Raw genomic sequence first — 25,837 nt, 5'->3', positions numbered from 1 at the left:
GTCGTTAGCTTTGCTTGACAGTTCAAGCAATACGAGGAGTGACGGCGCAGTGAAGGTCGAGATCTACAGCGATATCGCCTGCCCGTGGTGCCACGTCGGCAAGAGCCGCTTCGAGCGGGCGCTGGCCGCGTTCCCGGGTGCCGACGGTGTCGAGGTGGTGTACCGGCCGTTCCAGCTCGACCCCGGGGCCCCGGAGAAGCCGCTGCCGCACCGTGCGGTGCTGGCGGAGAAGTACGGGCCGCGGTCCGTCGCCATGGACGACCGGATCACCGCGATCGGCGAGGCCGAGGGGCTCACCTTCGACTTCGACACGGTCGTCGAGAACAACTCGCTGCTCGCCCACCGGCTGCTGCGCTTCGTCCTCGACACGCACGGCCCGGCGGCCCAGGCACGCCTCAAGGGGCGCCTGCTGGAGGCCCACTTCGGCGAGGGCCTCGACATCGGCGACGCCGCGCGGCTCGCCGACGCGGCCGTCGCCGTCGGCCTGGAGCGGGCGCCGGTCGCCGCGTTCCTCGACGGGGACGAGCTGCGCGACGAGGTCCTCGCCGAGATCGACGAGGGCCGCCGGCGCGGCGTCACCGCGGTGCCGACGTTCGTCTTCGAAGGCCGGTGGGCCGTGCAGGGCGGCCAGGACACGGAGACGTTCCTGCGCGTCCTGGAGCAGGTCGCCGAGGCGACCGGCGCCCCCGCGCCGGAGGCCGGCGAGTCCTGCGCGGACGGCGCCTGCGAGGTCCCGGCCGCCGGGGCCTGACCCGCGGCCTCACGCCTTCGCCGCGCCGCGCACCTCCAGCCCCGCGAGGAGCTCCCTCGTCGCCCGCGCGACGGCGTCCACGGCCTCCTCGAACACGGCCTGGTTGTGCGCGGCCGGACGGTGGAAGCCGGACACCTTCCGTACGTACTGCAAGGCGGCCGCCGTGATGTCCGCGTCCTCGACGTCGGGCGTCATGGGCGGCCGCAGCGTCTTGATACTGCGGCACATGCCTCCAGTGTGCCGCCGCGCGGCGCGGGGGCACGCCCCCGCGGGCGTCAGCGCACGCTCTCGCGCTTCTCCGCCCCGGCCTCGCCCCTCGCGACCACCGTCGACGGAGCCGCCGGCGCCCGGTCCAGGAGTCCCGCCGCCACCGCGACGGCCAGGCCCGTCACCGCCAGCACGGCGCCGACCAGCGTGGGGGACGTCCAGCCCCAGCCCGCGGCGATCGCCACGCCGCCCAGCCAGGCACCGCCCGCGTTCGCGAGGTTGAACGCCGAGTGGTTGGAGGCGGCGGCCAGCGTCGGGGCGTGCCGGGCCTTGTTCATCACCAGCATCTGGAGCGGGGTGCTGGTCATGGAGCCCGCCGCGCCCAGCAGGACGACCGTGACGAGCGCCGCCCACTTCACGTGGACCGTGAAGTCGAACAGGACCAGGACCACCGCGAGGCCGGCCAGCGAGCCGTAGAGCGTGGGGCGCAGCGCCCGGTCGGTCAGGGGGCCCGCGACGAGGATGCCGAGGGTCATGCCGATACCGAAGAGGGCGAGCACGAAGGTGACGGAGGTCTCGGAGAAGCCCGTGACCTCCGTGGCCATGGAGGCCAGGTAGCTGTAGACGGCGAAGACGCCCGCGAAGCCGAAGACGGCCGCGAGCAGGCCGAGCAGGACCTGGCGGCTGCCGAGGGCGCGCAGCTCGCGGCCGAGGCCGCCGCCCTCCTCGCGCGGGAGCCGCGGGATGAGCGCGGCGAGCGCGGCCATGGCCACGAGGCCGATGACGGTCACCACGAGGAAGGTCGCGCGCCAGCCGAGGTGCTGGCCGAGGAGGGTGGCCGCGGGGACGCCGACGATGTTGGCGACGGTGAGGCCGAGGAACATCATCGCGACCGCGCGGGCCTGCCGGCCCTCGGCCACCAGCCTCGTGGCGACCACCGAGCCGACGCCGAAGAACGCGCCGTGCGGCAGCCCGGCCAGCACCCGGCCCGCGACGAGCGTGCCGAAGGACGGGGCCAGGGCTGAGGCGAGGTTCCCGATCACGAAGACGCCCATGAGCAGGATGAGCATGCGCTTGCGCGGTATCCGGGAGCCCATCGCCGTGAGCAGCGGGGCACCGGCGACGACGCCGAGGGCGTAGGCGGAGACCAGGTATCCGGCGGTGGGGACGGAGGTGCCCAGGTCGTCGGCGACGTTGGGCAGCAGGCCCATCATCACGAACTCGGTCGTTCCGATGCCGAAGGCGGAGACGGCGAGCGCGAGCAGCGCCAGGGGCATGGGAGGACCTTCCGGAAGGATGCGGGGAGCCTTCCAGGCTACGGGGTGAGGTGCGGGCCTTGTCCCCACCCCGCCCCTACCCGAACCGGGGCTCCGCCCAGGGCCCCGGTCCTCAAACGCCGGACGGGCTGGTTCGTTGCCCGGAACCGGGCTGAGAATCAGCCCGTCCGGCGTTTGAGGACAATTCGGGAAGGGGCGGGGTGGGGACAAGGCCCGCCGCAGGCGCACCCGCACCCGCACCCGCACCCGTCAGATCTTGACCCGCGCCGCCACCGGCAGATGGTCGCTGCCCGTGTCCGGCAGCGTCCACGCCGAGACCGGCTCCATGCCACGCACCATGATCTGGTCGATGCGGGCCATCGGGAACGTCGCCGGCCAGCTGAAGCCGAAGCCGTCGCCCGCCGCGCCCTGGGCGGAGCGGAGCTGCGAGGTGATGGGGGCGAGCGAGCGGTCGTTCATGGTGCCGTTGAGGTCGCCGAGGAGAATGACCTTCTTCTCCGGCTCCCGGGCGATGGCCCGGCCGAGGGCCTCGGCGCTGCTGTCGCGCTGCCCGGCGGTGAAGCCCGCGTTGAACTTCACGCGGACCGAGGGCAGGTGCGCGACATAGACGGCGACCGGGCCCTGCGGGGTCTTGACGGTGGCGCGCAGGGCGCGGGTCCAGCCCATGCGGATGTCGACGGGCTGGGCCAGCTGGAGCGGGTACTTGCTCCATATGCCGACCGTGCCCTGCACGGAGTGGTGCGCGTACGTGCTCGCGAGGGCCCGCTCGTACGTCGGCACGGCGGAGGGCTTGAGCTCCTCCAAGGCCACGACGTCGGCGCCCGAGGCGGCGACGTCCTTGGCCGTGCGCTCGGGGTCGGGGTTCTCGGCGTTCACGTTGTGGGTGGCGACGGTGAAGTTGCCGCCCTTGGCGGACTTGTCGCCGAGCAGGCCGCCGAAGAGGTTCGTCCAGACGACCACCGGCAGCAGCAGGGCCACCAGCGCGGTGGCCGAGCGGCGCAGCACGGCGAGGACGAGCAGGACCGGGATGCCGAGGCCGAGCCAGGGCAGGAAGGTCTCCGTGAGGCTGCCGAGGTTGCCGACCTTGTTGGGCAGGTGGGTGTGGAGCAGCATCAGCAGTCCGAGCAGCGCCGCCAGGACGGCGAGGACCACGCCCCGCCGCCAGACGTCGCGGCCCCGCCACTGGTCCATGAGGCGCCGGGCCCGGGAACCGGCCCGCTCCGGACCCGTCCCGTCTCGGCCCGTTTCCTGCATGTACGCCTGCGCCATCGCTGTCCTCACTGCCTCGTCCGCTGCGGCCCCGCGCACCGACGATAGGTGATCATCGGCGCCCGGGGCGTTCCGGCCGCCCCGGGTGGGGCTTCGGTCTGGAGGACGACCGTCCGGGCGACCGGGGTTCCGGGAGGACACGGCCGGGGGGCGTGCTGTGACACAACGGGCATATTCGGAGCGGACGGCCGGACACCGGCGGCCGGCCGGGGTCCCGGACCGCCGACGGGCCGGACCGGTCGGCACATGGCCCGGCCGGCACACGGCCCGACCGGCACATGGCCCGGCTACGGAGCGGGCGGTGCCGCGGGCCGGGGTCGTACGCCTTCCAGGACCGCGTCGACGATCTGCTCGGCGAGCCCCTCGGAGAGCTCCTTCCACTCGTGGAGCATGGCGCGGGAGAGCATCGGGGCGACGAAGAGGTCGGCGAGGAGCTCGACGTCCAGGTCGTCGCGGATCTCACCGCTCGCCATGCCGCGCCGCAGCACCGCGTAGACGGCCTCGCGCCGGGCCGTGACGACCGTCTCGTGGTACTCCTTCCAGAGCTTGGGGTGCGACTGGACCTGGGTGACGACGGTGCGCAGCACGGCGGACGAGCGCTTGGCCAGGCCGCGCCTGCGGAGGAACTCCAGCATGGTGACGAGGTCGTCGCGGACGGAGCGGCCGGCGGGCTCGGGGCCCGTGTCGTCGAGGGAGCGCAGGACGTCGAGCATCAGCTCCTCCTTGCCGGCCCAGCGCCGGTAGAGGGTGGCCTTGCCGACGCCCGCCTCGCGGGCGAGGCGCTCCATCGACAGGTCGCTGATGGTGACGCCGTCCTCCAGGAGGCGGAGGACGGTCTCGATCACGGTGGTGTCGACGGCGGCGTTGCGCGGGCGGCCGCGCCCCGCGACCGCCCCGGCGGGTTCCGCGGCCGTTCCGGTGGATTCCGCGGTCGTTCCGACGGGTTCCGTGACCGCCCCGGTGGGTTCCGCGGCCGCCGCCTCCCGGGTCGGGCCCGTCACGCGTCCGCTCCCGTCTGCTCCCGCTCGGCCTCCGGGCGCGGGGCCTGGCCGGCCTGCGCGCTGCCGCGCCCGGGCAGGAAGAGGGCCACGACGGCGGCGCCGAGCAGCGCCACGCCCGTGGCGCCGACGACGGTGATGTGCATGGCGTGGATGAAGGCGTCGTTGGCGGGCGCGACGAGGGCCTTGCCGGCCGGGCCGAGCTTCTCGGCGAGGCCGAGGGTCGCCTCGATGGACTCGCCGGCGGCGTGCCGCGCGGAGTCGGTCAGGCCGGGGACGGCGTCCAGTTCGTCGCCGATGCCGTTCCGGTAGGTGGTGGAGAGCACCGAGCCGAGGACGGCGACCCCGAGCGCGCCGCCGACCTGGCGGAAGGTGTTGTTCACGGCGGAGCCGGAACCGGCCTTCTCGCGCGGCAGCGACTGCATGATCGAGACGGTGGCGGGCGGCATGATGTGGGCCATCGCGGTGCCCTGGACGAAGCAGAGCACTTCGAGGACCCAGATCGGGGTGTCCGCGTCGAGGAACAGGAAGCCGGCGGTGCTGGCGGCGACCAGGACCATGCCGACGGCGCAGACGGCGCGGGCGCCGAACCGGTCGACGACGAGCCGGGCCCTCGGCGCGAAGATCATCTGGGCGGCGGCCAGCGGCAGGAGCAGCAGGCCGCTCTGGAGCGGGGTGTAGCCGCGCAGGCTCTGGGTGTAGAAGACGATGAAGAACGTGGTGCCCATCAGCGCGAAGAAGACCAGCGCGATGGAGGAGACGGCCGCCGAGAAGGCGGGGTTCCGGAAGTAGCGCACGTCGATGGCGGGGTGCGCGCTGCGCCGCTCGTGGAGCACGAAGAGCACCAGGATCAGCAGACCGCCGCCGGCCGTGCCGAAGACCTCGGGCTCGGTGAAGTCGGCGAGCTGGCCGCCCTTGATGATGCCGTAGACGAGCAGGACGAGACCGGCCACGGAGAGCAGCACGCCCAGGGGGTCGAGGCGGCCGGGGTTCGGGTCCTTGGAGTCGGGGACGAGCAGCACCATCGCGATCAGACCGATGATGACGATCGGGACGTTGACGAGGAAGACCGAGCCCCACCAGAAGTGGTCGAGCAGGACGCCGCCGGTGATCGGGCCGATGGCGATGGCGAGGCCGACCGCGCCGGCCCAGATGCCGATGGCCTTGGGCTGCTCCTCGCGCTCGAAGACGTTCATGATGATGGCGAGGGTGGCGGGCATCACGAACGCGCCGCCGAAGCCCATCACGGCCCGGAAGGCGATCAGCTCGCCGGACGAGCCGGCGAGTGCGGACAGCACCGAGCCGATGCCGAACACCACCATGCCGAAGAGCAGCACCTTCTTCCGGCCGAGCCGGTCGCCGAGCAGGCCCGCGGTGAAGAGGATCCCGGCGAAGACGAGCGTGTAGGAGTTGATCGCCCACTCCAGCTCGCTCTGGGTGGCGCCGAGGCCGGTGGGGGCCGGTGAGGCGATCGTCTTCATCGCCACGTTGAGGATCGAGTTGTCCAGGACCACGACCAGCAGGCTGAACAGCAGCACGGTGAGGATGGCCCAGCGCCTGCGGTGGACGGACTCGGGAACCCGGCGGCCGGCCGGGACGACTATCTCCGAGGGATCAGGGGCGGCTGCGCTCGGGCCCGGCCCGGACCCGGGGGGAACGGTTGACATGCTCACCAGAGTAGCTCTTTCCGATACGGAACCGTCTCGTATTGGAAAGTCTTTACGGAAGACGAAAGACCGGCCTGGTCCGGCCGCGCGGGGCGTGTCAGCATGGAGGTGATCCGGGGACGCCGTCAGGGCGCCTCGAGACGAACCACAGGAGCGACCGCCATGACGCATGCCTTGAACAAGCCCGACAGCAGCCCCGCCGCGAGCGACGCGAGCAAGGCGCTGTACGGGGGCACCAGTTCCCGGCGCATCACCGTCCGCGACATCGCCGCCGCCAAGACGCGCGGCGAGAAGTGGCCCATGCTCACCGCCTACGACGCGATGACCGCCTCCGTCTTCGACCAGGCCGGCATCCCCGTGCTCCTCGTCGGCGACTCCATGGGCAACTGTCACCTCGGCTACGAGTCCACCGTGCCCGTCACGATGGACGAGATCGCCGTACTGTCCGCCGCGGTCGTCCGCGGCACCAAGCGCGCCCTGATCGTCGCCGACCTGCCCTTCGGCTCGTACCAGGAGGGCGCCGTCCAGGCCCTGCGCAACGCCACCCGGCTGATCAAGGAGACCGGCGCCGGCGCGGTCAAGCTGGAGGGCGGGGAGCGCTCCGCCGACCAGATCAGGCTGCTGGTGGAGGCCGGCATCCCGGTCATGGCCCACATCGGCCTCACCCCGCAGTCGGTCAACGCCTTCGGCGGCTACCCGGTGCAGGGCCGCGGCGAGGAGGCCGCGCAGCAGCTGCTGCGCGACGCCAAGGCCGTGCAGGACGCGGGCGCCTTCGCCGTCGTCCTGGAGGTCGTGCCGGCCGAGCTGGCCGCCGAGGTCACGCGCGTCCTGCACATCCCGACCGTGGGCATCGGCGCGGGCGCCGAGTGCGACGCCCAGGTGCTGGTGTGGACGGACATGGCCGGCCTGACGCCGGGCCGCCTGCCGCGCTTCGTCAAGCAGTACGCGCAGCTGCGCGAGGTCCTCGGCGACGCCGCCAAGTCCTTCGCCGAGGAGGTCGTCGGCGGGGTCTACCCGGCCGAGGAGCACTCCTTCCACTAGAGGACCGCCGCGCGGAGGTTCTCCTCGGAGGGCCTCCGCGCGAAGGGCTCTCACTCGGAGGGCTTCCACTCGAAGGGCTCCCACTCGGAGGGCCTTCACCGAAGGCCCTCCCCTCCCCCTTGCCGGCCGACACCCTCCTTCCGGGGCCGTCGGCCGGCTGTCGGCGGCCTGTAGGCGCGTTGTCAGTGGCCGCTGGCACTGTGGGGGTCATGAAGCGAAACGACACCTCACGGGGGGCGGGCAGCGGCGGGAACGCCGTCGAAGTCCGTGGCCTCGTCAAGCACTTCGGCGCCACCAAGGCGCTCGACGGCGTCGACCTCGACGTGCGCGAGGGCACGGTCCTCGGTGTGCTCGGGCCCAACGGCGCCGGCAAGACCACCCTCGTGCGCTGCCTGTCCACCCTGCTCCGGCCCGACGCGGGCACCGCCCGCGTCGCGGGGTACGACGTGGTGGCCCAGCCCCGGCAGCTGCGCCGCGTGATCGGCCTGACCGGCCAGTACGCCTCGGTCGACGAGAAGCTCTCCGGCTTCGAGAACCTGTACATGATCGGCCGGCTGCTGGACCTCTCCCGCAAGGACGCCCGCCGCCGCGGCGAGGAGATGCTGGAGCGCTTCTCCCTCACCGAGGCCGCCAAGCGCCCCGCCGGGCAGTACTCCGGCGGTATGCGCCGCCGGCTGGACCTGGCCGCCTCCATGATCGGCCGGCCCGCCGTGCTGTATCTGGACGAGCCCACCACCGGTCTCGACCCCCGCACCCGCAACGAGGTGTGGCAGGAGGTCCAGCGGATGGTCTCCGAGGGCTCCACCGTCCTCCTCACCACGCAGTACATGGAGGAGGCCGAGCAGCTGGCCCAGGAGCTGACGGTGATCGACCGCGGCCGGGTCATCGCGGGCGGCCGGGTCGACGAGCTGAAGGCGAAGGTCGGCGGGCGCACCCTCCAGATCCGCCCGGCCGACCGGGGCGAGCTGGCCCGGATGGTCGGCGCGCTGGCCCAGGCCGGGCTGGACGGCATCTCCGGTGCCACGGCCGACGAGGCCGAGGGCGTCGTCAACGTCCCCATCATCAGCGACGAACAGCTGACCGCCGTGGTCGGCCTGCTGGGTTCGCGCGGCTTCGCGATCTCCGGCATCTCCACCCACCTGCCGAGCCTCGACGAGGTCTTCCTCGCCGTCACCGGGCAGAAGGCGTCCATCCCGCAGGAGGACGGCGCCGGCACCGACGCACCCCAGGAGGTCGCCGCATGAGCGCGGCAACGGTCAGCGCGCCCGCGGCGGCGCCCGTCCGCGAGGGCCGCATCGGCCTGCGGGCCAATCTGCGGCACATCGGCGCCCTCGCGCGCCGCAACATGCTCCAGATCAAGGCGGACCCGGAGTCGATGTTCGACGCCGTGATCATGCCGATCATCTTCATCCTGCTCTTCACCTACGTCTTCGGCGGCTCCATGGCCGGCAAGGGCCACGAGCAGGAGTACCTCAACTACCTGGTGCCCGGCCTGATGGCCATGCAGGGCATGAACATCGCCATGGCCGTCGGCACCGGTGTCAACGACGACTTCAAGAAGGGGGTGATGGACCGCTTCCGCACCATGCCGATATCCCGGTCCTCCGTCCTCGTCGCGAAGATCGTGGTCGAGGTCGGCCGGATGCTCGTCGCCACCGCCATCCTGCTCGGCATGGGCTTCGCCCTCGGCCTGTCCGTCACGACCACCCCGCTGCACCTGCTGGCCGCGGTCGCGCTGTCCATGGTGTTCGGCGCCTCGCTGATGTGGGTCTTCATCCTGCTCGGCCTGTCCCTGAAGACCCCGCAGGCCGTCCAGGGCATGGCGATGATCATCCTGATGCCGCTTCAGTTCGGCAGCTCGATCTTCGCGCCGACGGCCAAGATGCCCGGCTGGCTGGAGGGCTTCACGAAGTACAACCCGCTGTCCAACCTCGCCGACGCCTCGCGCCACCTGATGCGCGGCGGCCCTGTCGCCCACTCGGTGTGGATGACGCTGGCCTGGGCCGTGGCGATCACGGTGGTGACGGCACCGCTCGCCGTCTCGAAGTTCCGCAGCAAGACCTGAGGCGGGCCGGTGTCCGCGTCATACGAGGGCGGTGGCCTCCTCCAGGGTGAGACCGCCGCCTTCGGTGTACGCCCGCTCGTACGCACCGTCGCCGAGCACCTCCCGCGCCCCGGCCTCCGTGCGCTCGCGGACCTCGCGCTCCACCGACGCCGCCGGGAAGTCGGCCGGGCGCAGGCCGTCACCGGCCCCCATCAGCCGGGCGGCGCGCAGCGCGTGCCCCTCCCGGGCCGCCGGCTCCGTGAGCTCCCCGCCGGCCAGCGCGGCGTGGGCGAGGGCGGCGAAGAGCAGGTGGGTCATCGGCAGCTGCGGCACCGCCAGCGTCGACAGCGGGTCGCCGGCCATCGACAGCGCCTTGCGCAGCCTGGGCAGGGCGTCGGCGGGGCGGCCCTCCAGCGTGTCCAGCCACGCCATCTGACCGCACATCAGGCTCTCGAACATCACCACCGAGCGGATGCCGAAGTCCGCCATCAGCTCCTCGAAGATCTCCCGGGCCTCGGCCGTCCGCCCGGCGCGGGCGACCCGCACACCGAGCTGCAGCCTGCCGAAGATCGCGGCGTCCGTGTTGCCCTGCTTCGCCTCCGCGATGGCGTCGCGGAGCATCCGCTCGCCCTCGTCGTCGCCGACGGTGCCCGCCTCCACCAGCGCCCCGGCGAGCCGGGCGCGCAGCGCCGGCAGCTGCCCGGTGGAGCCGATCTCGCGGACCTGCTCGACGGCCTCCCGGTAGTCCTCGGCCGCCAGGCCGAACTGCCCGCGCCGCTCGTGCACTTCGCCCAGGCCCGTCAGCCCCTCGGCCACGCCCCAGGAGTCCCCGAGCCGCCGGAAGATCCGTACGCTCTCCTCCGCGTCCGCGGTGGCCTGGTCCAGCCCGCCGGGCTGGTCGTTGAAGATCTTCGAGCGCAGTTGCAGCACATGACCGAGCTCCCACGCGTAGCCCAGCTCGCGGCAGCGGGCGGCCATCGTGTCCAGGATCCTGTAGAGGCCCTCGAAATCGCCGGTCATGAGGAAGGCGAAGAAGACGATGAAGCCCGGCAGGCGGCAGCTCTGCGGCGGCACGTCACCGTAGGCCGTGGCGATGGCGCGCAGTCTGCGCTGCGTCTCCGGCAGGTGGACCAGGCCCATGTCGGTCATGCTGACCAGCCGCGTCAGATGGACCCCGCGCCGTGCCTCCACCAGCACCTCGGGCGACATCGGCGGCGGCCGCTCGGTACAGGTCACATACAGCGGCGCGACCGGGGCGACCGGCTCGGCGAACGGGTCGGGGCCCATCGCCCCCACCACCTCCGCCCAGTGCGCGCCGTCCGCGCGGTGCTCCCTGAGTTGCCAGAACCAGCCCAGGGACAGCACCAGGCACAGCGCCTCCTGCTCGTCCCGCGCCGCGACGGCGCGCCGCAGGGCGGTGCGCAGGTTGTCGTGCTCCAGCTCCAGCCGCTCCAGCCAGCCGGCCTGGGCCGGGCCGCGCAGCAGCGGGTCCGCGGTGCGGGCCAGCTCGCGATAGGCCACCAGGTGACGCCGCTCGGCGCCCGCCCGCTCGCCCGCCTCGTCCAGCCGCTCGGCGGCGTACTCCCCGACGGTCTCCAGCAGCCGGTAGCGCATCCCGCCGCCTGCCGCGGGCTCGGCGACCACCAGCGACTTGTCGACGAGCGAGCCGAGGAGGGCGGCGACGTCCCGCGCCCCGACGGCATCGTCCGGCGCCCGCTCCGCGCCCGGCCCGTCGGAGCACACCTCCTCGGCGGCCGCGAGGTCGCAGCCGCCGGAGAAGACCGACAGGCGGCGCAGGACGGCCCGTTCGGGCTCGTCCAGGAGGTCCCAGGACCAGTCGACGACCGCGCGGAGGGTCTGCTGTCTCGGCAGTACGGTGCGGCTGCCGGAGGTCAGCAGCCGGAAGCGGTCGTCGAGGCGGTCGGCGAGCCCGCGGGGGTCGAGCATCCGCAGGCGGGCGGCGGCGAGTTCGATGGCGAGGGGCAGCCCGTCGAGGCGCCGGCAGATCTCGGCGCACGCCTCGGGGTCGTCCTCGGTCCGGAAGCCGGGGCGGGCCGCCGCGCCGCGGTCGGCGAGCAGGCGCAGGGCGACCGGGTCGGGCAGCGGCTCGACGGGCCGCACCTGCTCGCCCGGGACGGCGAGGGGTTCGCGGCTGGTGGCGAGCACGGTGACGCCGGGGCAGTGCGCGAGGACGGTCTCGGTGAGGCGGGCGGCGGCGTCGACGACGTGCTCGCAGTTGTCGAGGACGAGCAGCATGCGGCGCGGCGCGCAGTGCTCGACGAGCCGGGCGAGGGGGTCGGCCGCGTCGGTGGCGGCCCGTACGCCCTCGGCGGTGCCGCCGCGCACGACGGTCTCCCGGCCGCCGAGCGCGGTGAGCACGGCCTCGGGCACGGTGCCGGGGTCGTCGAGGGGCGCGAGCTCGGCGAACCAGACCCCGTCGGGCCACGCCGGGGCCCCGCTTCCCGGCCCTTCCGGCCCGGCCGCGGCGGCTTCGGCGGCCTCCTGCGACAGCCGTGTCTTCCCGGCGCCGCCGGGCCCGAGCAGCGTCACGAGCCGGTGCCGCCCGAGGTCGGCGCGTATCCGCTCCAGCTCTTCCTCCCGCCCGACGAAGGAGGTGAGGCGGGCCCGGAGGTTGCCGGGCGGCGGGGGCGCGGGGGTGAGGCGCGGCGCGGGTGCCGCGCCCGCGCCCCGGGCGAGGTCACCGGGGCCGCCGGCCCGGTGGGCCGGCGTGGCGCCGGGCGTCGGTCCTCCCGGCACCGGCCCGGGAGGGGCGTGTCCGCCGGACGCCGCGCCCCGCCGCGGCTCCCCCGGCAGCGGGGCCGGTGTCAGGAGTTCCGTGTGCAGCGCGCGGAGTTCGGGGCCCGGGTCGGTGCCGAGGCGGTCGGCGAGGGCGGTGCGGAGGCTCTCGTACGCGGCGAGGGCCTCGGCCGGGCGGCCGGCGGCCCGCAGGGCGCGGAGGCGGAGGGCGTGCAGGGGCTCGTCCAGCGGGTGCTCGGCGCACAGGTCCGCGAGCTCGGGCAGGGACGCGGCCGCCCGGCCGAGGGCGACCGCCGCCGCCAGCCGCGTACGGCGGGCGTCCAACCGCCGGGCCTCGTGGCGCGGCGCCGACGCCGCGCGGCCGGGCAGGTCGGCGAGGACCGGGCCGCGCCACAGGGCGAGCGCCTCGCCCGTGAGGTCGTACGCCTTCCCGGGGTCACCGCCGGCGAGGGCCGCCGCGCCCTCGTCGGCCAGCCGCCGGAAGCGGTGGAGGTCGACGTCCTCGGGTCCGGCGCACAGCCGGTAGCCGCCCGCCACGAAGTCCACCGCGCCGGGTCCGAGCACCCGCCGGAGCCTGCCGACGAGCGCCTGGAGCGCGCCCGGGGCGTCCGCGGGCGGATCGGCCTCCCAGACGTCGCGGATCAGCGCCTCGGCGGTCCGGACCCGCCCCGGGTGCAGGGCGAGCGCGGCGAGGAGGGCGCGCAGCCGCGCGCCGCCGAGGGCGAGGGGGTGACCGTCGCCGGAATGGGCCTGAGTGGTGCCGAGGATGCCGTAACGCACCGCCCCATTCTCCCCCCGGCCCCGCCCCGGCCGCCGCAGGCGTTGTGCCGGCCCGGGGCGGAGGAAGTAACGTCGCCGGGTACGTCCGCACCCCACATCCCTCAGGAGCACACTCGAATGTCGACAGCGACCCGCGGCGAACGGCGCGTCAGCCCCGTCTTCCTCGCCCTCGTCGCCATCATGGCGGTCTCCATATGGGCGGTGTGGACGGACTTCTCGGCGAGCCCCGGCTTCGCCGTCTTCCTGTTCATCGTGTCGGGCTGGGTCGTCTCGCTCTGCCTCCACGAGTACGCGCACGCCCGCACCGCCCTGCACGGCGGCGACCTCTCGGTCGGGGCCCGGGGCTATCTGACCCTCGACCCGCTGAAGTACACCCACGCCCTGCTGAGCATCGTGCTCCCGGTGATCTTCGTGATCATGGGCGGGATCGGACTGCCGGGCGGCGCCGTCTTCATCGAACGGCACCGGATCCGCGGCCGCTGGCGGCACAGCCTCATCTCGGCGGCGGGCCCGCTGACGAACGTGCTGTTCGCGCTCGTGGTCACGGCGCCGTTCTGGCTGGGCGCGATGGACGGGGTGCCGGACCACTTCCGGTACGCGCTCGCGTTCATGGCGCAGCTCCAGCTGACCGCGGCGATCCTCAACTCCCTGCCGGTGCCGGGCCTGGACGGCTACGGGGTCGTCGAGCCGTGGCTGTCGTACAAGGTGCGCAGGCAGGTGGAGCCCTTCGCGCCGTTCGGGATACTGGCCGTCTTCGGGATCCTGTGGATCCCCGAGGTGAACATCGCCTTCTTCGACATGATCGACGCGGTGCTGCACGGGCTGCGGGTGACGGAGTGGGACACGTACTGGGGCCAGCAGCTGTTCCGCTTCTGGGAGGGGACGCCGGAGATCCCGTCGCTGACGGGGATCGTGCTGGACTGACGACCGACACGCGGCCACGACCGGCCGGCGGGGAAGGGGCGGGGCCGGGGATCTTCCCCGGCCCCGCCCCTTCCCGTCGCGGCGCCGCCCGGGCCGCCGGGCGGACCGGAGCCCTACTCCGCCGCCGCCCGGTCGTTCTTCGCCTTGCGGATGTAGTACCAGGCGATGTTGGACGAGACGCCGAGCATCAGCACCCAGACGATGCCGAGCCAGCTGCCCTGTGCGAAGGAGACGACGGCCGCCACGGCCGCCAGGACGCAGACGGCGAGGGCGTAGAGGGCGAGGCGGGGCATGGGGGGAGGCTCCTGTCCGGGGGCGCATGCGTACGATCCCGCCCATTGTCCCCCACCGCCCCTCGGCGCCCCTTGAGGCCCCTCGGGACCCGTCGGGGGCCTTTCAGGGCCCGCCCCGCCCCCGGCCGGGCGTCCGTCAGACGTCGGTGACGCGCAGGCCCGCGTGGGCCTTGTACCGGCGGTTGACCGAGATCAGATTGGCCACCAGCGACTCCACCTGGTGGGCGTTGCGCAGCCGGCCCGCGAAGACGCCGCGCATGCCGGGGATACGGCCGGCCAGGGCCTGTACGAGGTCGGTGTCGGCGCGGGACTCGCCCAGGACCATCACATCGGTGTCGATCTCGGCGATCTCCGGGTCGGAGAGCAGCACGGCGGACAGGTGGTGGAAGGCGGCGGTCACCCGCGAACCGGGCAGCAGGGCGGCGGCCTGCTCGGCGGCGCTGCCCTCCTCCGGCTTCAGCGCGTAGGCGCCCTTCTTGTCGAAGCCGAGGGGGTTGACGCAGTCGATGACGAGCTTGCCCGCGAGCTCCTCGCGCAGCCCTTCGAGGGTCTTGGCGTGGCCGTCCCACGGCACGGCGACGATCACGATGTCGCTGCGCCGGGCGCACTCGGCGTTGTCGGCGCCCTCGACGCCGAGGCCCAGCTCCTCGGCCGCGGTCCGCGCGCGGTCGGCGGCACGGGAACCGATGATCACCTGCTGGCCCGCCTTGGCCAGCCGGTAGGCCAGGCCGCGGCCCTGGTCGCCGGTGCCGCCGAGGACACCCACCACGAGTCCGGACACATCCGGAAGGTCCCAAGGGTCCTTCGCCGGGGCCTTCTTCACGTCGTCAGAAGTAGTCATGACAGCGATACTGTCACGCCCTACCGGCCGGTACCGAGGGGCTCGGCGCCACGCGGCACCACCGGCGGGCCCGTACGGGTGAGGGGTCCCGGAATCCGTCCGGCCGGGGCGGCGGCCGGGGCAGGATGGCGGTCCATGGACGCCGTACGTGTCGCGCTGCTGCGCGAAGTACTCGCCGGGACCGAATGGTTGCGGTCCACGCGCCGTTTCGCGGGGACGCTGCGGGGCTCGGTCGCGCGTCACCACGGCGGGCTGCTGCTCGTCGGCACCGAGGAGTACGAGCCGTGGCACCTGGCCGCCCACCTGGACGACGAGGCGGCCTGGGCGGGGCTGCCCGAGATCTCCCCCACCCTTGTGCGGCACCGGGTCCCGGCGGGCGTGCCCGCGCACCTGTCGGTCGGGCTGGGCAGGCTGGAGGCGGTGCGCCGAGGCGAGACGCTGCTGGTGGTGGCGGCCGGGCAGCCCGGGGAGGGGCTCCTGGAGCGGGTGCACGACGCCCGGCGCGGCGGGGCCACGGTCCTCGCCCTGGACGGCGCCCCGGACGAAGGCGCGGGCGCCGAGCTGCGGGCCCTGGCGCATGACGCGCTGGCCGCGCCGGCGGCGTCCGCGGTCTGTGCCGAACCCTACGGTTCGACGGCGACGGAGCTCGACCTCGACACCGTGCAGCATCTGGTCAGCGCGGCCGCCGGGGAGAACAGCCTGCCGTCGGCGCGGGGCCGGCGGCGCTTCCGGGACCGGCTGGCCCGGCTGGCGGACCAGCTGACGGCGCCTCCGCCGCCGCGCTGGTAGGCGGGCCACGGCTGCCGTCTCCGTCTCCATACCGAGCTCCATACCGAGGAAAATCGTTTGCTCACGATCATCCATATATGGACCATGGTCCTCCGTGACTGAGCACGATCCCCCCTCCTCCCCCGCGCCCCCGTCTTCCCCTGATTCCCCCGCGTCCCCCACGTCTTCCGGCACCCCCGAGCCGTCCGGGCGCCTCCGCGCCCTGCTGCCCGACCTCGCCCCGTGGCACTCCTCCCGGGACTTCCGCCGGATGTGGCTGGCGGGGCTGGTGACCGTGTTCGGCACGTTCCTCACCTTCGTCGCCGTCCCGCTCCAGCTCAAGGAGCTCACCGGATCGGCGCTCGCGGTCGGCGCGGTCGGCGCGGTCGAGCTCGTCCCCCTGATCGTCTTCGGGCTCTACGGCGGCGCGCTCGCCGACGCCGTGGACCGCCGCAAGCTGATCCTGTGGACCGAGCTGGGCCTCGGCGTCCTGTCCGCGATCCTGCTGCTCAACACGCTGCTGCCGAAGCCGATGGTCTGGCCGCTGTACGTGGTGGCCGCGCTGACCAGCGCCCTGGCGGGACTCCAGCGCCCGGCGATGCAGGCGATCGTGCCCCGGGTGGTCGCGCACGAGCAGCTGCCCGCGGCCATCGCCCTGAACTCGATGCGCTGGCAGGTGGGCGCGATCGCGGGCCCGTCGCTGGCGGGCCTGCTCATCGCCTTCGCCGGCCTGGAGTGGGCGTACACCCTGGACATCGCCTCGTACGTGATCTCCGGCGCGCTGCTGCTGGGGCTCGCGCCCTCGCCCGCGCCGCGCGAGGCGGAGAAGCCGTCGCTGCGCGGGATCCTGGAGGGCGGTCGGTACGCGTGGAGCCGCAAGGAGCTGCTCGGCACGTACGCGATCGACATGGTGGCGATGCTGTTCGCGTTCCCCACCGCGATCTTCCCGTTCCTCGCGGACGACCTGGACGCGCCCTGGGCACTGGGCCTGATGTACGCGGCCGGCGCCGTCGGCTCCCTGGTGGTGAGCCTGACCAGCGGCTGGGCCTCCCGGGTGCACCGGCACGGCCGGATGGTCGTCTACGCGGCGGCCGGCTGGGGCGCGGCCATGGCGGTGGCGGGGTGGATGCACAACGTCTGGCTGGTGCTGCTGTTCCTGGCCGTGGCGGGCGGCTGCGACATGGTCAGCGGGCTCTTCCGGTCCGCCATCTGGGACCAGACGATCCCGGACGAGCTGCGCGGCCGGCTCGCGGGCATCGAGATGCTCTCGTACTCGGTGGGCCCGCAGCTCGGCCAGGTCCGCGCGGGCGGCATGGCCTCGCTGACGAACGTCCGCGCGTCGGTGTGGGCGGGCGGCCTGGCCTGCCTGGCCTCGGTGGGGCTGCTGGCCACGGCGCTGCCGAAGCTGATGTCGTACGACGCGCGGACGGACGAGCACGCGGTCCGGATGCGGGCGCGCAAGGCGGCCGAGGCGGTGGCGGAGGCGGCGTGACCCGGCGGGCCTGCGGGCGGTGCCGGTGCGGCACCGGCACCGCCCTCGAAGGGTCCCGCCCCGGACGGGCGGGGCCCTCCGGGCGCCCTATCCCTTGCGCTCCGGGCCGCCGCTGCCACCGTTGTCGCTGTCGTTGTCGTTGTCGTTCCAGCGCGGGTCGTCGCGCCATTCCTCGTTCCGCTCACGGGCCGTCTCCATCGCGTGGGAGGCCTCCTCGCGGGTCGCGTACGGTCCGAAGCGGTCCGCGGCGCGGCACTGGGGGCCCTCCTCGACCGTCCCGTGCTTGAGGCAGTAGTACCACTCGCCCGGCTTGCCCTCGGTCCGCCTCTTGAACAGCGCCATGTTGGTCTCCCTCGCGTCCTGCGCCCCCGCGCGTGCGGGTGGCCTCTCGACCGCTCTCGCCCACATGGTCCCCGATACGCCCTGGCTACACTCGCTGACATGTCTGGCCAGTCGCTTCTCAGCCCGGGGACCCTCTCCCCCACCCGCCCCGTCCCCGCCTCGATCACTCGCCCCGAGTACGTCGGCAAGGACGCTCCCACCCCTTACACCGGTCCCGAGATCCAGGACGCCGAGACGATCGAGCGGATGCGGATCGCGGGCGGCATCGCCGCGCGGGCGATGGAGGAGGCGGCGAAGCTCATCGCGCCGGGCGTCACCACCGACGAGCTGGACCGCGTCGCCCACGAGTACATGTGCGACCACGGCGCCTACCCCTCGACGCTCGGCTACCGCGGCTTCCCCAAGTCGCTGTGCGCCTCGCTCAACGAGGTCATCTGCCACGGCATCCCGGACTCGACCGTGCTGCGCGACGGCGACATCGTGAACCTCGACGTGACGGCGTACATCGGCGGTGTGCACGGCGACAACAACGCCACCTACCTGTGCGGCGGCGTCGACGAGGAGTCCCGGCTGCTCGTCGAGCGCACCCGCGAGGCGCTGAACCGGGCGATCAAGGCCGTCAAGCCGGGCCGCCGGATCAATGTCATCGGCCGTGTCATCGAGTCGTACGCCAAGCGCTTCGGCTACGGGGTCGTCCGTGACTTCACCGGCCACGGCATCAACTCGTCCTTCCACTCCGGCCTGATCGTCCCGCACTACGACAGCCCGCACCACGACACGCTCATCCAGCCGGGCATGACGTTCACGATCGAGCCGATGCTGACCCTGGGGACGCACGAGTACGACATGTGGGAGGACGGCTGGACGGTCGTCACCAAGGACCGGAAGCGGACGGCGCAGTTCGAGCACACGCTGGTGGTGACGGACAGCGGGGCGGAGATCCTCACGCTGCCGTGATCCGGCCGGAAACCCTGCCGGGCGGCGTCCCGGGCGGTAAGGTTTTTACCGACAGCCCGTCGGGAACCAATTGACTTAGGTAAGCCTAACTAGAGAGAATCGGCGACGGTGGCGCGGCAGCTCCCTGCCCGCGTCCCTCCCCGTCCCCTCCCGCTCTCCCGCTCCCTCGGTCTCCGGAGGTCCGCCTTGGACGCGCCCGCTACCACGCCGTTCTCCACCCTGATCCGCACCGCCTCGCACGAGCAGCACACCCAGGCGGAGAACTCGTCGTTCATGAGCGACATGCTCGGCGGCCGGCTCGGCGTCGACGCCTACCGCCGGTACACCGAGCAGCTGTGGTTCGTCTACCGCGCCCTGGAGGGCGGCCCGTCGGCCGCGGCCCTCGCGGCCGACCCCGTGGCGGGCCCGTTCATACGACCCGAGCTGGCCCGCACCGCGGAGCTGGAGCGCGACCTGACCCACCTGGGCGGCCCCGGCTGGCGGACGGCCCTGCGCCCGCTGCCCGCCACGGAGGCCTACGCGGCCCGCGTCGCCGAGTGCGCCCGCGACTGGCCCGCCGGCTATGTCGCCCACCACTACACGCGCTACCTCGGCGACCTCTCCGGCGGCCAGATCATCCGCGGCACCGCCGAGAAGACCTGGGGCTTCACCCGCAAGGGCGACGGCGTCCGCTTCTACGTCTTCGAGGCCATCGGCAACCCCGCGGCCTTCAAGCGGGAGTACCGCGAGCTGCTGGACGCGCTGCCGGTGGACGACCTGGAGAAGCAGCGGGTGATCGACGAGTGCAAGCGCGCGTTCGCGCTGAACACGGCGGTCTTCCAGGAACTGGGCCGGGAGTTCCCGCTCAGCGCGTAGCGGCCGCGGGGGCCGACGCCCCCGTGCCTTCCACACCGACACACGGTGCCACCTCGAACGCCGGACGGGCCGACTCGGCCCGTCCGGCGTTCGGATGCCGGGGCCCGGGGCCGGGCCCCGGGTGCGGGGTCAGCCCCGCGCGGTCTTCCGGCGGCGGGTCGCGTAGATCGCTCCGCCGCCCGCGAGCAGCAGGGCGCCCGCCGCGCCCAGCAGCGGGCCCGTCGGCGTGTCGGCGCCCGTCGCCGCGAGGGACGCGGAACCGGTGCCGCCCGTCACGCCACCGCCGCCCGTACCGGCACCGCCGGCCGGCGGCTTCGCGCCCGGGACCGTCGTCGCCGACAGCGTCACCGGGTCGAGGGCCTCGCCGGCCTCGTAGTTCTCGAAGACCTTCGCGCCCTGCTGGGTGAGCGTGGCCGGGACGGCGGAGAGGGTCACCACGCCGTTCTTCGCGGTGAGCGCTCCGGCGGGCAGCTTCAGGGTCGCGAGCGGCAGGTCGTCGCTGTTGACGACGTTCCCCGAGGAGAGCTCCTTGGTGGAGACGTCGGCGGTGAGCGTGCCCGTGGTGCCCTTCGCCTTGACGCGGAGGTCGCTGAGCTTCAGGTCCAGCTTGCCCTCGTGGCCGGTGAAGCGGACCGCGCCGTCGAAGGCCGCGTCGAGCGAGGAGGCGGACGCGTCGTACGAACCGTGGCCCTTGACGAACCGGTAGGCGCTGCCGGACTGCTGGGCCCCGCCGGAGAGTTCTGCCTTCCCCTTGGCGATCGGACCGGTGACGTACTTCCGGAACTTCTCCTTCACGCCCCAGTCCAGATTGCCGCCGCTCACCGTGCCCGTGCCCGCGGCGGCGACCTTGTCACCCTTGGCCGACACGTCGGCGGCGCCCGCCGCACCCGCCACCTGCTTCTGGTTCTGGACCGGCGTGTCCCGCGGGGCCGCCTCCTCGCCGGCCTCCGCCGCGTCGGCCGCGCCGCCCGCGCTGATGCCCGAGCCGGGCTTGCCGCCCGTGGCCGGCTTCTGCGCCGCGCCCACCTTCACGGAGAGCGTGGCGCTGTCGAGGGCCTCGCCCTCCTCGTAGTTCTGGAACACCTTCGCGCCGGCCGCCGTCAGCTTCGCCGGGATCTTCGCGTACGTGACGGCACCGCCCGCACCGCCGCCGGGCTTGACCGCCGACAGGTCGAGGGCGGCGAGCGGGACGTCGTCCTGGGTCTTCCCGCCGGTCGTGACGTCGGCGGTGATGCCGCCCTTCTCGCCACCGGACTTGGCGTCCGTCGTGACCTTGAGGTCCGCGAGCCGGATGTCGAGCTCCCAGCTCTTGTCGGGCTTCTGGTGGCCGAGGAAGCGGACGCTGCCCTTGAAGGTGGTGGCGACCGCGTGCGTCGCGCTGTCGTACGAGCCCTTGGCGCCGGTGAAGGTGAACGGGCCGTTCTTGGGCGCCTGCTTGGCGCCGTCCGCGACCTCGATCTTCCCCCGGGCGATCGGACCGGTCAGGTACTTCCGGAAGCGGTCCTTCACGCCCCAGTCGAGCGTGCCGTCCGTGATCTCGAACTTCGGGGCGGCCTTCGGGGCCGCGCCGGCCTGCGCGGCCGCGTCCGCCGCGTGGGCCGGCACCGCGAAGGCGGTGGCGCCGAGCGCCGTGGCCGTGGCGAGGACGGCGAGGGCGCCTCTCCGGCCTGTGCGGGCGCGGCGCGAGGTGCGTGAGGTGTGTGAAGTGGCGGTCATGACGGGGGTGCCTCCTTCTCGTGGGAAACGGGGGGCTGGGGATCCGGGGGGGGGATCCAGGGGGATCCGAGGGGGGACTGGGGGGGGATCCGAGGGGGGTCTGGAGGAGATCCGAGGGATCTCGGAGAGGGGGAGGGGTCCGCGCCGGCCGCTGCGCGGTGAAGGAGGGGGGCCGCGGCCGGCGCGGAGTCTGGGGGGTGCGGGTCAGCCGTCCGCGCCGGGCGCGGTGGAGTCCACCGACGCCCTACGACGCCCGCGGACCACGGCGAACGCGGCGGCGGCGAGGGCCACGGCGGCCGCCCCGGCGAGGGAGACCGGGAGCACCGGGAAAGAGGAGGACGAAGACGAGGAGGACGAGGCTTCCGCCCGCGCCGGGGCGGCGGACGACGGCGAGGGCTTCGGGTCGCTGCCCAGGTCCGGCAGGGGAGGAAGCTTCGCCCGGCCGTCGAGCGGGACGGCGAGGGAGACGGGGTCCATCTCCGCGCCCTCCTGGTACATCCGGCCGAACGCCTCGGCGCCCCGCGCCGTCAGCTTCGCCGGGGCCTCGGTGACCGCGGCGAGGCCGTCCTTCTCCCTCAGGCCGGACGCGTCGAAGGTGACCAGCGGAACGTTTTTCCCGCTGTGCGCACCGGCGCCGGCGACATCCGCCGACAGGGTGCCCTCGCCGTCCTTCACCTCCGCCCGCAGGCCCGCGAGCGTGAGGTCGAGGTGCTTCCCGGTGAAGCGCAGCGTGCCCTCGAAGGCGGCGTCGAGGGACCCGGCCCCCTCGTCGTACGTGCCCTTGCCGCGCGGGAAGCGGAAGAGCGCGCCACCGTCCTGGGCGCCGTCGGCGAGCTTCCAGGAGCCCTGGGCGATCGGGCCGGTGACGTACTCGCGGAAGGTGCGGCGGACGCCCCAGTCGACGGCGGCCCCGGTGAACTCGCCCTTCTTCCCCGGCTCCCGGGACGGGGAATCGCCGGACGGGGAATCACCGGACGAGGGCGAGGGCTTCGCGGCGGCGGCCGCGACGTCGGCGGAGAGCCCGACGGGGTCGAGGGCGGTGCCCGCGGTGTAGAACCCGGCGAACGCCTTCGCGCCCTGCTCGGTGAGGGTGGCGGGGAGGTTCGTGAGGGTGACGGCGGTGCCGCCGGACCGGAGGTCCACGCCGGAGAGGTCGAGCGAGGCGAAGGGCACCCGACCGGCGGTGGTGACCTCGCCGCTCCCCCTGGCCCTGCTCGTCACGTCGGCGTAGAGGGTGCCCTTGCCGCCGGAGATCCGGACGGCGGGGTTGCCGAGGGTGAGGTCGAGCTCGTGGGTGCCGTCGTCCTTGCGGTGGCCGGTGAAGTGCACGCCGCCCGAGAAGGCCGCGTCGAACGAGCCGCCGCCGGGATCGTACGAACCCTTGGCCGAGTGGAAGCGGAAGCGGTTGTCGCCGACGGTGGCGGCGCCGCCCCGCAGCTCCCAGCTCCCCTTCGCGATCGGTCCGGTGACATAGCTCTGGAAGGAGGACTTGACGCCCCAGTCCAGCCGCCCGCCGGAGACCTCGGCGCGCTCCGCCGCCCTGGCCCCGGCCGCCGGTGCCAGGGCCGCCAGCAGCGTCGCCAGCAGTGCCACGACGGGGACGCGGGCGGGTCTGGACGGCAGCATCGAAGGCCCCTTCCGGGCAGGACGGCGGACATCGCGAGGCACCGTTCGGCACATGGCGATTTAGGTAAGGCTAACCTAAGCTACGTCCCATCAGGTCGGAAACCCCCGGCCGGAGCGAAAGGCAGGAACCGTGCATCAACGGCAGTCCGCGGGTACGGCGATACCTACCCCACGCCGCACCCCAACACGCGCCGCCCTGCTGCTACTTCCGGCCGTTCTTCTCGGGCTCCTGGGTCTCGCCGGCTGCGGTTCCCCGGCGGATACGGGCGGCGGGGGCGGGGAGCGGAAGGCCGCGGTGGCCGACCGCGTCGAGCCGCTCGCGGGCACCCCGGAGCAGCGGCTCCCCGCCACGGTGCGCTCGGCCGACGGGCACGAGGTCACCGTGCGCGCCACCGACCGGATCGTGCCGCTCACCGGCTCGCTCTCCGAGATCGTCTTCGCTCTGGGCCTCGGCGACCACGTCGTCGCACGGGATGTCACCGCCACCTTCGACCAGGCGAGGAAGCTGCCCGTGGTGACCCGCGCGCACGACGTCTCGGCGGAGAGCGTGCTCTCCCTCAAGCCGACCGTCGTCCTCGCGGAGACCACCACCGGGCCCGCGGAGGCCGTCGACCAGATCCGGGCGGCGGGCGTCCCGCTCGTCGTCCTCGACCCGGCGAAGAAGCTGGAGGACGTCGGTACCCGCGTCGACCGGGTGGCGGCCGCGCTCGGCGCCCGTACCGCCGGGGATCGGCTGCGCGAGCGGACCCGTGGCCGGATCGACGCCGCCCGTGAGGGCGTTCCCGGTGGCGCGAAGCCCAAGGTCGCCTTCCTCTACCTGCGCGGCTCGGCCTCCGTATACCTCCTCGGCGGCGCGGGCTCCGGCGCGGACTCGCTGATCGAGGCGGCGGGCGGCGTGGACGCGGGGAAGGAGTCCGGGCTGAAGCGGGACTTCACCCCGCTCACCAGCGAGGCGCTCGCCAAGGCGGCCCCCGACGTCATCCTCGTGATGAGCAAGGGGCTCGATTCGGTCGGCGGTGTGGACGGCCTGCTGAAGATCCCCGGCGTCGGCCAGACCCCGGCGGGCCTGGACCGCCGGATCGCCTCCGTCGACGACGGCGTCCTGCTGAACTTCGGGCCCCGCACGGACACCGTCCTCAAGTCGCTCGTCGAGCAGATCCACGCGAAGGGGCAGCGGCGGTGAGCCTCCTCAAATCCCCGGGCAGGGCCCCCGTCCCGGGCGCGCCCGCCGGCAGCGCCGACGGCGCCTCCCCCGCCGCGCGCCACCGCGGCCGCCGCACCGCGCTCCTCACCGCCGCCCTGATCGCCGCCCTGCTGTTCGCGGCCCTGCTGTCCGCGGGCTACGGCGCGTACGACATCCCGCTCGGCGACGTGCTCGGCTCCTTCCTGCACCGGCTGGGGCTCGGCGGCGCGACGCTGGACCGGGTCGGCGAGAGCGTGCTGTGGGACGTACGGCTGCCGAGGGTGGTGCTGGCCCTGCTCGTCGGGGCGTCGCTGGGGTGCGCGGGCGCGCTGATGCAGGGCGTGTTCGGCAATCCGCTGGCCGAGCCGGGCGTCATCGGCATCTCGATGGGTTCGGCGGTCGGCGCGGTCGCCGCGATCGCGCTGGGCATGAACTTCCTCGGCAACTGGACGGTCACGGTCTGCGCGTTCGCCGCCGGTCTGGTGACGGTCCTGCTGGTGTACGCGCTGTCGCGGTCGGGCGGCCGGACCGAGGTGGTCACGCTCATCCTCACCGGCATCGCGATGAACGCCTTCGCCGGCGCGCTCGTCGGCCTGGGCGTCTTCGTAGCCGACAGCGCCCAGGTCACCCAGATCACCTTCTGGCAGCTCGGTTCGCTCGCCCAGGCGACCTGGCCGAAGGTGCTCGCCGTCCTGCCGTGCGCGCTCCTGGGCCTGGCCGTCGCGCCGCTGTACGGGCGGAAGCTGGACCTCCTCGCGCTCGGGGAGCGCCCGGCGCGGCACCTGGGCGTGGACGTCGAGCGGCTGCGCATGACGCTGGTGCTGGTCGTCGCGCTGCTCACGGCGGCCGCGGTGGCGGTTTCCGGCGTCATCACATTCGTCGGGCTGCTGGTGCCGCACGTGCTGCGGATGGCGGCGGGTCCGGGGCACCGCTTCCTCGTGCCGGGCAGCGCCCTGGGCGGCGCCCTGGTGCTCGTCGCGGCGGACCTCGCGGCCCGTACGGTCGCCCAGCCGGCGGAGCTTCCGCTGGGTGTGCTGACGGCGCTCGTGGGCAGCCCGTTCTTCTTCGTCCTGCTGCGCAGGACGCGGCGCAAGCAAGGAGGCTGGGCCTGATGCGCTCGCTCTTCCGGGCCCGGGCCCGGCGGCTGCCCACCGCGCCGGCGCTCGGCGCCGTCGCGGCCGAGGCCCGCGCGCTGCGGGTGCGGCTGGCCGGCCGCACCGTGCTGTCCGAGGTCGACCTGACCGTCACGGCGGGCGAGGTGCTCGCGCTCGTCGGCCCGAACGGCGCCGGGAAGTCGACGCTGCTGGCCGCCCTGGCGGGTGATCTGACCGCCGAGTCCGGCGAGGTGCGGATCGACGGCAGGCCGGCCGGCGCCTGGCCGGCGGCCGAACTCGCCCTGCGGCGCGCGGTCCTGCCGCAATCGGCCGAGCTGTCGTTCCCGTTCGCCGTCGAGGAGGTCGTCCGGATGGGGCGGGCGCCGTGGGCGGGCACCGCCGCGGCGGAGGCGGACGACGAGGCCGTACGGGCCGCGATGGCCGCCGCCGAGGTGGCCGGTTTCGCGGGCCGGTCCTTCGCCGCGCTGTCCGGCGGGGAGCGGGCCCGGGTGGCCCTGGCCCGGGTGCTGGCGCAGCGCGCCGCGCTGCTGCTGCTCGACGAGCCGACGGCGGCGCTGGACCTGCGCCACCAGGAACTGGTGCTGCGGGTCTGCCGCGAACGGGCGGCGGCGGGGGACGCGGTGGTGATCGTCCTGCACGATCTGGGGCTGGCCGGCGCGTACGCGGACCGGGTGGCCGTGCTGCACGAGGGCCGGATCGCGGCGGAGGGCCCGCCCGGCCGGGTCTTCGATCCGGAACTCCTGAGTCGGGTCTATTCACAGCCCGTCGAGGTAATTGATCATCCGCGTACCGGCGAACCTCTGGTGATACCGAGACGGTAAGGACAAATCTTTGCCTCATGAGAGCAGAATCACTCGGCATTCCGGGAACGACATAGGGAAGCCTCAGATAAGTTAGGGCGGCCTTATCCGGCCAGATCATTTTCAGCCAAGAT

Annotated in this window: 23 protein-coding genes; 12 read left to right on the top strand and 11 right to left on the bottom strand. The window is 73.8% G+C overall.

The features are described from left to right. The first annotated feature begins 49 nt into the window (after nt 1-49). The gene (locus LUZ64_RS03020) at nt 50-751 is read left to right on the top strand and encodes a DsbA family oxidoreductase (RefSeq protein ID WP_095578488.1); all 702 of its coding nucleotides are present in this window, start codon (nt 50-52) and stop codon (nt 749-751) included. A 9-nt stretch (nt 752-760) separates the two neighbouring features. Here the strand turns inward: LUZ64_RS03020 and LUZ64_RS03015 are convergent, their stop codons facing one another. The 5 genes from LUZ64_RS03015 to LUZ64_RS02995 all read right to left on the bottom strand — a co-directional run bounded on the left by LUZ64_RS03015 (nt 761) and on the right by LUZ64_RS02995 (nt 6,169). Next, nucleotides 761-979, bottom strand: coding sequence for a DUF2277 domain-containing protein (locus LUZ64_RS03015; protein ID WP_095578487.1), 219 nt, complete (start codon nt 977-979; stop codon nt 761-763). A 47-nt stretch (nt 980-1,026) separates the two neighbouring features. Further along, nucleotides 1,027-2,235: an MFS transporter gene (locus LUZ64_RS03010; RefSeq protein WP_095578486.1), complete on the bottom strand. Its 1,209-nt coding sequence runs from the start codon at nt 2,233-2,235 to the stop codon at nt 1,027-1,029. 249 nt (nt 2,236-2,484) lie between these two features. Beyond that, entirely contained in the window at nt 2,485-3,426 is a 942-nt protein-coding gene (locus LUZ64_RS03005; RefSeq protein ID WP_372472001.1) for an endonuclease/exonuclease/phosphatase family protein, read from the bottom strand. A gap of 365 nt (nt 3,427-3,791) precedes the next feature. Further along, complete coding sequence (locus LUZ64_RS03000) at nt 3,792-4,505, bottom strand: TetR/AcrR family transcriptional regulator (RefSeq protein WP_095578484.1); 714 nt, start codon at nt 4,503-4,505, stop codon at nt 3,792-3,794. Beyond that, nucleotides 4,502-6,169 carry an MFS transporter gene (locus LUZ64_RS02995; protein WP_095578490.1) on the bottom strand — a complete coding sequence of 556 codons (1,668 nt, stop codon included), beginning with the start codon at nt 6,167-6,169 and terminating at the stop codon, nt 4,502-4,504. Before LUZ64_RS02995 ends, LUZ64_RS03000 begins: the two co-directional genes overlap by 4 nt. 162 nt (nt 6,170-6,331) lie before the next feature. Here LUZ64_RS02995 and panB point away from each other — a divergent pair, with 162 nt between their 5' ends. The 3 genes from panB to LUZ64_RS02980 all read left to right on the top strand — a co-directional run bounded on the left by panB (nt 6,332) and on the right by LUZ64_RS02980 (nt 9,275). Beyond that, entirely contained in the window at nt 6,332-7,210 is an 879-nt protein-coding gene (gene panB / locus LUZ64_RS02990) for a 3-methyl-2-oxobutanoate hydroxymethyltransferase (RefSeq protein WP_095578483.1), read from the top strand. Nucleotides 7,211-7,419: 209 nt separating this feature from the next. Next, nucleotides 7,420-8,454 carry an ATP-binding cassette domain-containing protein gene (locus LUZ64_RS02985; RefSeq protein ID WP_095578482.1) on the top strand — a complete coding sequence of 345 codons (1,035 nt, stop codon included), beginning with the start codon at nt 7,420-7,422 and terminating at the stop codon, nt 8,452-8,454. Then, on the top strand, nt 8,451-9,275 hold the full coding sequence (locus LUZ64_RS02980) for an ABC transporter permease (RefSeq protein WP_095578481.1): 825 nt from the start codon (nt 8,451-8,453) through the stop codon (nt 9,273-9,275). The genes LUZ64_RS02985 and LUZ64_RS02980 overlap by 4 nt, the downstream gene beginning before the upstream one ends. Before the next feature lie 18 nt (nt 9,276-9,293). On the opposite strand, the gene LUZ64_RS02975 is transcribed toward LUZ64_RS02980, so the two are convergent. Further along, nucleotides 9,294-12,791: an AfsR/SARP family transcriptional regulator gene (locus LUZ64_RS02975; protein WP_095578480.1), complete on the bottom strand. Its 3,498-nt coding sequence runs from the start codon at nt 12,789-12,791 to the stop codon at nt 9,294-9,296. Nucleotides 12,792-12,908: 117 nt separating this feature from the next. Between LUZ64_RS02975 and LUZ64_RS02970 the strand changes: the two genes are divergently transcribed. Continuing rightward, nucleotides 12,909-13,715, top strand: a complete 807-nt coding sequence (locus LUZ64_RS02970) for a site-2 protease family protein (protein WP_095578479.1) — start codon at nt 12,909-12,911, stop codon at nt 13,713-13,715. Nucleotides 13,716-13,828: 113 nt separating this feature from the next. Here the strand turns inward: LUZ64_RS02970 and LUZ64_RS02965 are convergent, their stop codons facing one another. Both LUZ64_RS02965 and npdG read right to left on the bottom strand, forming a co-directional pair. Continuing rightward, a complete protein-coding gene (locus LUZ64_RS02965) occupies nt 13,829-14,008 on the bottom strand; it encodes a hypothetical protein (protein ID WP_087928364.1) in 180 nt (59 codons plus the stop codon). Between the two features lie 136 nt (nt 14,009-14,144). Next, nucleotides 14,145-14,849, bottom strand: a complete 705-nt coding sequence (gene npdG, locus LUZ64_RS02960) for an NADPH-dependent F420 reductase (protein ID WP_095581017.1) — start codon at nt 14,847-14,849, stop codon at nt 14,145-14,147. A gap of 135 nt (nt 14,850-14,984) precedes the next feature. On the opposite strand from npdG, the gene LUZ64_RS02955 reads away from it, so the two are divergent. Next, nucleotides 14,985-15,638 (top strand): hypothetical protein, encoded by a 654-nt coding sequence (locus LUZ64_RS02955; protein ID WP_095581018.1) that lies wholly within the window; start codon nt 14,985-14,987, stop codon nt 15,636-15,638. Between the two features lie 94 nt (nt 15,639-15,732). Continuing rightward, nucleotides 15,733-17,109, top strand: coding sequence for an MFS transporter (locus tag LUZ64_RS02950; protein WP_372471995.1), 1,377 nt, complete (start codon nt 15,733-15,735; stop codon nt 17,107-17,109). An 87-nt stretch (nt 17,110-17,196) separates the two neighbouring features. Here the strand turns inward: LUZ64_RS02950 and LUZ64_RS02945 are convergent, their stop codons facing one another. Then, complete coding sequence (locus tag LUZ64_RS02945) at nt 17,197-17,451, bottom strand: hypothetical protein (RefSeq protein WP_095584316.1); 255 nt, start codon at nt 17,449-17,451, stop codon at nt 17,197-17,199. A gap of 99 nt (nt 17,452-17,550) precedes the next feature. Here LUZ64_RS02945 and map point away from each other — a divergent pair, with 99 nt between their 5' ends. After that, nucleotides 17,551-18,408: a type I methionyl aminopeptidase gene (gene map / locus LUZ64_RS02940; protein ID WP_095584317.1), complete on the top strand. Its 858-nt coding sequence runs from the start codon at nt 17,551-17,553 to the stop codon at nt 18,406-18,408. 186 nt (nt 18,409-18,594) lie between these two features. Continuing rightward, nucleotides 18,595-19,263, top strand: a complete 669-nt coding sequence (locus tag LUZ64_RS02935) for a biliverdin-producing heme oxygenase (RefSeq protein ID WP_095584318.1) — start codon at nt 18,595-18,597, stop codon at nt 19,261-19,263. 129 nt (nt 19,264-19,392) lie between these two features. Here LUZ64_RS02935 and LUZ64_RS02930 read toward each other — a convergent pair whose 3' ends face one another. Both LUZ64_RS02930 and LUZ64_RS02925 read right to left on the bottom strand, forming a co-directional pair. After that, nucleotides 19,393-20,979, bottom strand: a complete 1,587-nt coding sequence (locus LUZ64_RS02930) for an HtaA domain-containing protein (RefSeq protein ID WP_095584319.1) — start codon at nt 20,977-20,979, stop codon at nt 19,393-19,395. Between the two features lie 204 nt (nt 20,980-21,183). Then, nucleotides 21,184-22,605: an HtaA domain-containing protein gene (locus LUZ64_RS02925; protein WP_095584597.1), complete on the bottom strand. Its 1,422-nt coding sequence runs from the start codon at nt 22,603-22,605 to the stop codon at nt 21,184-21,186. 130 nt (nt 22,606-22,735) lie between these two features. On the opposite strand from LUZ64_RS02925, the gene LUZ64_RS02920 reads away from it, so the two are divergent. The 3 genes from LUZ64_RS02920 to LUZ64_RS02910 are packed head-to-tail and all read left to right on the top strand — an operon-like array spanning nt 22,736 to nt 25,724. Beyond that, nucleotides 22,736-23,788, top strand: coding sequence for a heme/hemin ABC transporter substrate-binding protein (locus LUZ64_RS02920; RefSeq protein WP_372471996.1), 1,053 nt, complete (start codon nt 22,736-22,738; stop codon nt 23,786-23,788). Continuing rightward, nucleotides 23,785-24,900 carry a FecCD family ABC transporter permease gene (locus LUZ64_RS02915; protein WP_095584596.1) on the top strand — a complete coding sequence of 372 codons (1,116 nt, stop codon included), beginning with the start codon at nt 23,785-23,787 and terminating at the stop codon, nt 24,898-24,900. Before LUZ64_RS02920 ends, LUZ64_RS02915 begins: the two co-directional genes overlap by 4 nt. After that, a complete protein-coding gene (locus tag LUZ64_RS02910; RefSeq protein ID WP_095584595.1) occupies nt 24,900-25,724 on the top strand; it encodes a heme ABC transporter ATP-binding protein in 825 nt (274 codons plus the stop codon). The genes LUZ64_RS02915 and LUZ64_RS02910 overlap by 1 nt, the downstream gene beginning before the upstream one ends. The last annotated feature ends 113 nt before the right edge of the window (nt 25,725-25,837 follow it).

It is taken from the genome of Streptomyces albireticuli (genome assembly GCF_021228125.1).
Taxonomy (GTDB): Bacteria; Actinomycetota; Actinomycetes; order Streptomycetales; family Streptomycetaceae; genus Streptomyces; species Streptomyces albireticuli.
This window is presented reverse-complemented; position numbering and strand designations above follow the sequence as displayed.

Coding starts and splice junctions, on each gene's coding strand:
- panB (WP_095578483.1), top strand. CDS start 6,332: ATGACGCATGCCTTGAACAAGCCCGACAGCAGCCCCGCCGCGAGCGAC.
- LUZ64_RS03015 (WP_095578487.1), bottom strand. CDS start 979: ATGTGCCGCAGTATCAAGACGCTGCGGCCGCCCATGACGCCCGACGTC.
- LUZ64_RS02955 (WP_095581018.1), top strand. CDS start 14,985: ATGGACGCCGTACGTGTCGCGCTGCTGCGCGAAGTACTCGCCGGGACC.
- LUZ64_RS03010 (WP_095578486.1), bottom strand. CDS start 2,235: ATGCCCCTGGCGCTGCTCGCGCTCGCCGTCTCCGCCTTCGGCATCGGA.
- LUZ64_RS02980 (WP_095578481.1), top strand. CDS start 8,451: ATGAGCGCGGCAACGGTCAGCGCGCCCGCGGCGGCGCCCGTCCGCGAG.
- map (WP_095584317.1), top strand. CDS start 17,551: ATGTCTGGCCAGTCGCTTCTCAGCCCGGGGACCCTCTCCCCCACCCGC.
- LUZ64_RS02945 (WP_095584316.1), bottom strand. CDS start 17,451: ATGGCGCTGTTCAAGAGGCGGACCGAGGGCAAGCCGGGCGAGTGGTAC.
- LUZ64_RS02965 (WP_087928364.1), bottom strand. CDS start 14,008: ATGCCCCGCCTCGCCCTCTACGCCCTCGCCGTCTGCGTCCTGGCGGCC.
- LUZ64_RS02970 (WP_095578479.1), top strand. CDS start 12,909: ATGTCGACAGCGACCCGCGGCGAACGGCGCGTCAGCCCCGTCTTCCTC.
- LUZ64_RS02985 (WP_095578482.1), top strand. CDS start 7,420: ATGAAGCGAAACGACACCTCACGGGGGGCGGGCAGCGGCGGGAACGCC.
- LUZ64_RS02925 (WP_095584597.1), bottom strand. CDS start 22,605: ATGCTGCCGTCCAGACCCGCCCGCGTCCCCGTCGTGGCACTGCTGGCG.
- LUZ64_RS02930 (WP_095584319.1), bottom strand. CDS start 20,979: ATGACCGCCACTTCACACACCTCACGCACCTCGCGCCGCGCCCGCACA.
- npdG (WP_095581017.1), bottom strand. CDS start 14,849: ATGACTACTTCTGACGACGTGAAGAAGGCCCCGGCGAAGGACCCTTGG.
- LUZ64_RS02910 (WP_095584595.1), top strand. CDS start 24,900: ATGCGCTCGCTCTTCCGGGCCCGGGCCCGGCGGCTGCCCACCGCGCCG.
- LUZ64_RS03005 (WP_372472001.1), bottom strand. CDS start 3,426: ATGGACCAGTGGCGGGGCCGCGACGTCTGGCGGCGGGGCGTGGTCCTC.
- LUZ64_RS02995 (WP_095578490.1), bottom strand. CDS start 6,169: ATGTCAACCGTTCCCCCCGGGTCCGGGCCGGGCCCGAGCGCAGCCGCC.